This is a genomic window from Ramlibacter sp., assembly GCF_035706265.1.
Classification (GTDB): domain Bacteria; phylum Pseudomonadota; class Gammaproteobacteria; order Burkholderiales; family Burkholderiaceae_C; genus Ramlibacter.
The window spans coordinates 1-2396 of record NZ_DASSVG010000429.1 but is presented as its reverse complement, the minus strand read 5'-3'; the positions used below and the strand labels follow the sequence as shown (position 1 = coordinate 2396).

Genomic DNA, 2396 nt, shown 5'->3' with positions numbered 1-2396 from the left:
GAGGACGGCCGAACAGGCCCTCGAGTCGTACGCGGGTGAATCCGTGCCGTGCGGCGATCCGGCCGTGCGCCAGCTGATCTCGCGCCAGCTCCAGTTCATCGCCTGGCGCCGCTACGGGCAGCTGTGCCGCTACGTCGCGTCGTGCCGCATGCGGCTGCCGCGGCTGTAAGCCCGGGGCGTTCGCCGGCGCCCACGAAAAAGGCCGCCCGGGGGGCGGCCTTGCGGGTACGGGCCAGCGGCCCTTACTTGGCTTCGCGCAGCGCGCGTTCCTTCACCTTGCCGCCTTCGATCACGGCCACGCGGGTGTCGGCCAGCGAGCCGCCGCGCTCGTCCACGCCGTCCAGGCCGTTCGGGTTCCAGGCCCGCGGCAGTTGCTTCATCGCCTTGTCCAGGTTGGCGCGGATCGCCGTGGCGTCAGTCACCGTGCCAGCCAGCTTCATCGCCATCGCGGTGGCGTGCACGGCGGTGTAGTTCAGGGACACTTCCGAGCTCGGCACGCGGCCCGGATGCACCTTCTGGAAGCGCTGCACGAAGGCCTTGGAATCGGGCGCCGGGTCGTCGATCAGCGGCAGCACGCCGATCGAGCCTTCCAGCTGGCCGTAGCCGCCCATCACCTTGGCCATCTCGTCCATCTTGGCCTGGTCGATGATCACGAAGCCGCCCTTGAAGCCCAGCTCGCGCGCCTGCTTGGCCACCAGCGCGGTGGGCTCGGAAGCGCCGCCGATGAACATCACGTCCGGCTTGCCGGCCACCGCGCGGCTCACGCCGCTGTAGAAGTCGGTGGACTTGTTGTAGCTCATGGGATTCTCGGCCACCACCTTGCCGCCGGCGGCTTCCCAGGCCGGCTTGAAGGCGGCGATCCACGCCTTCGCGTAATCGTGGTCGGCGGCGGCGATCGCCAGGTTCTTGCCGTACTTGCCCATCGCGTGCTTCACGAAGGACGGGATGTAGGTGGTGAACTCCGGCGGGATGCGCAGCGTGAGCTTGTTGCCGCGCGCGGTGACCTGCGGCACGCTGGTGTACGACAGCAGCAGGTACTTCTGCGCCTCGTTCTGCGTCTGCAGCGCGAAGCTGCCGCCCGAGTGCGGCACCAGGATCGCCGGCGTCTTGTGCTCCTGCACCAGGCGCTGGGCGTTGATCGCGGTCTCGCTCGGGTTGTACTTGTCGTCCAGGGCGACGATCTCCAGCTTGTACTTCTTGCCGCCGACCTCGAAGCCGGCGGCGTTGATCTCGCTGGCGGCCAGCTGCATGCCATCGAGGACGTTCTTGCCGTACAGGGCGGCACCGCCGGACAGCGGGCCGGAATAGCCGATCTTCACCACCTCCTGGGCGAAGGCGGGGGCGGCGGCCAGGGCCGCGACGGCAACGATGCAGTTCAGACGAGAGCGCAATTGCATGGGTCTTTTGTCTCCGGGATAAAAAGGTTCAGGCGCCGATGTACGCCTTGCGGACCGACTCGTTGCCGAGCAGGGTGTCGCGGTCGCCTTCGAGCACGATGCGGCCGCCTTCGAGCACGTAGGCGCGGTGCGCGATCTTCAGCGCCGCGTACGCGTTCTGTTCCGCCAGCAGCACGGTGGTGCCGGCCTGGTTGATGCGCTGCACGGCCTCGAGCACCTGCTTGACCACCAGCGGGGCCAGGCCCAGCGAAGGTTCGTCGAGCAGCAGGGCCTGCGGCCGGCTCATGAGGGCGCGGCCGATGGCCACCATCTGCTGCTGCCCGCCCGAGAGCGAGCCGGCGGCCTGTTCGCGCCGCTCGTGCAGGATCGGGAACATCGAGAACACCTCGTCCAGCCGCTTGCGGTTGCCGGCGGCGTCGGCGCGGTGCACGTAGGCGCCCAGCATCAGGTTCTTCAGCACCGACATCTGCGGGAACAGCTTGCGGCCCTCGGGGCACAGCACGACGCCGCGCTGCACCACCTGCGAGGGCTTCATGCCCGCGAGCTCCTGGTGGCGGAAGCGGATCGAGCCGCCGGTGGCCTTGAGCAGCCCGCTGGCGGTGAGGAAGATGGTGCTCTTGCCGGCGCCGTTGGCCCCCAGCAGCACGACCAGCTCGCCTTCACGCGCTTCGAGGTGCACGCCGTGCAGCGCGCGGAAGCTGCCGTAGTGCTGGGAGACGTTGTCAAACGTCAGCATGTTCGCTTCCCAGGTAGGCATCGATCACCGCGGGGTTGCCGCGGATCTCCGCCGGCGTGCCCCCCACGTACGTGCAGATCGGGCGCGGGCCGACGTAGAGGACGGTGCCGTCGATCTCTCCCGCGACCTCCGGGACCGAGCCCGGACCCGGATCGGTGTTCGGCGTCTCGCAGCCGAGCAGCGCCGCGAGCGCGCCGAGGAAGAAGAAGAGCGAACGCCGAGGACGATGCAGCATCGAGACCTCAATAACGGAAGGTGACCGT

The 2396-nt window shown here is 68.8% G+C and carries 3 protein-coding genes; all 3 read right to left on the bottom strand.

What is annotated here, in order from left to right:
- Nucleotides 1–242 precede the first annotated feature (242 nt).
- Nucleotides 243–1397 (bottom strand): ABC transporter substrate-binding protein, encoded by a 1155-nt coding sequence (locus VFM98_RS15220; protein ID WP_325110757.1) that lies wholly within the window; start codon nucleotides 1395–1397, stop codon nucleotides 243–245.
- Nucleotides 1398–1425: 28 nt separating this feature from the next.
- A complete protein-coding gene (locus VFM98_RS15215; RefSeq protein WP_325110756.1) occupies nucleotides 1426–2133 on the bottom strand; it encodes an ABC transporter ATP-binding protein in 708 nt (235 codons plus the stop codon).
- Nucleotides 2120–2396, bottom strand: a 277-nt coding sequence (locus VFM98_RS15210; RefSeq protein ID WP_325110755.1) for a hypothetical protein, incomplete at its 5' end; no start/stop codon positions are given. The genes VFM98_RS15215 and VFM98_RS15210, both read right to left, overlap by 14 nt.

What these genes read in the sequence shown, in the direction of transcription:
- VFM98_RS15220 (WP_325110757.1), bottom strand. Translation starts at nt 1,397, where the DNA reads ATGCAATTGCGCTCTCGTCTGAACTGCATCGTTGCCGTCGCGGCCCTG.
- VFM98_RS15215 (WP_325110756.1), bottom strand. Translation starts at nt 2,133, where the DNA reads ATGCTGACGTTTGACAACGTCTCCCAGCACTACGGCAGCTTCCGCGCG.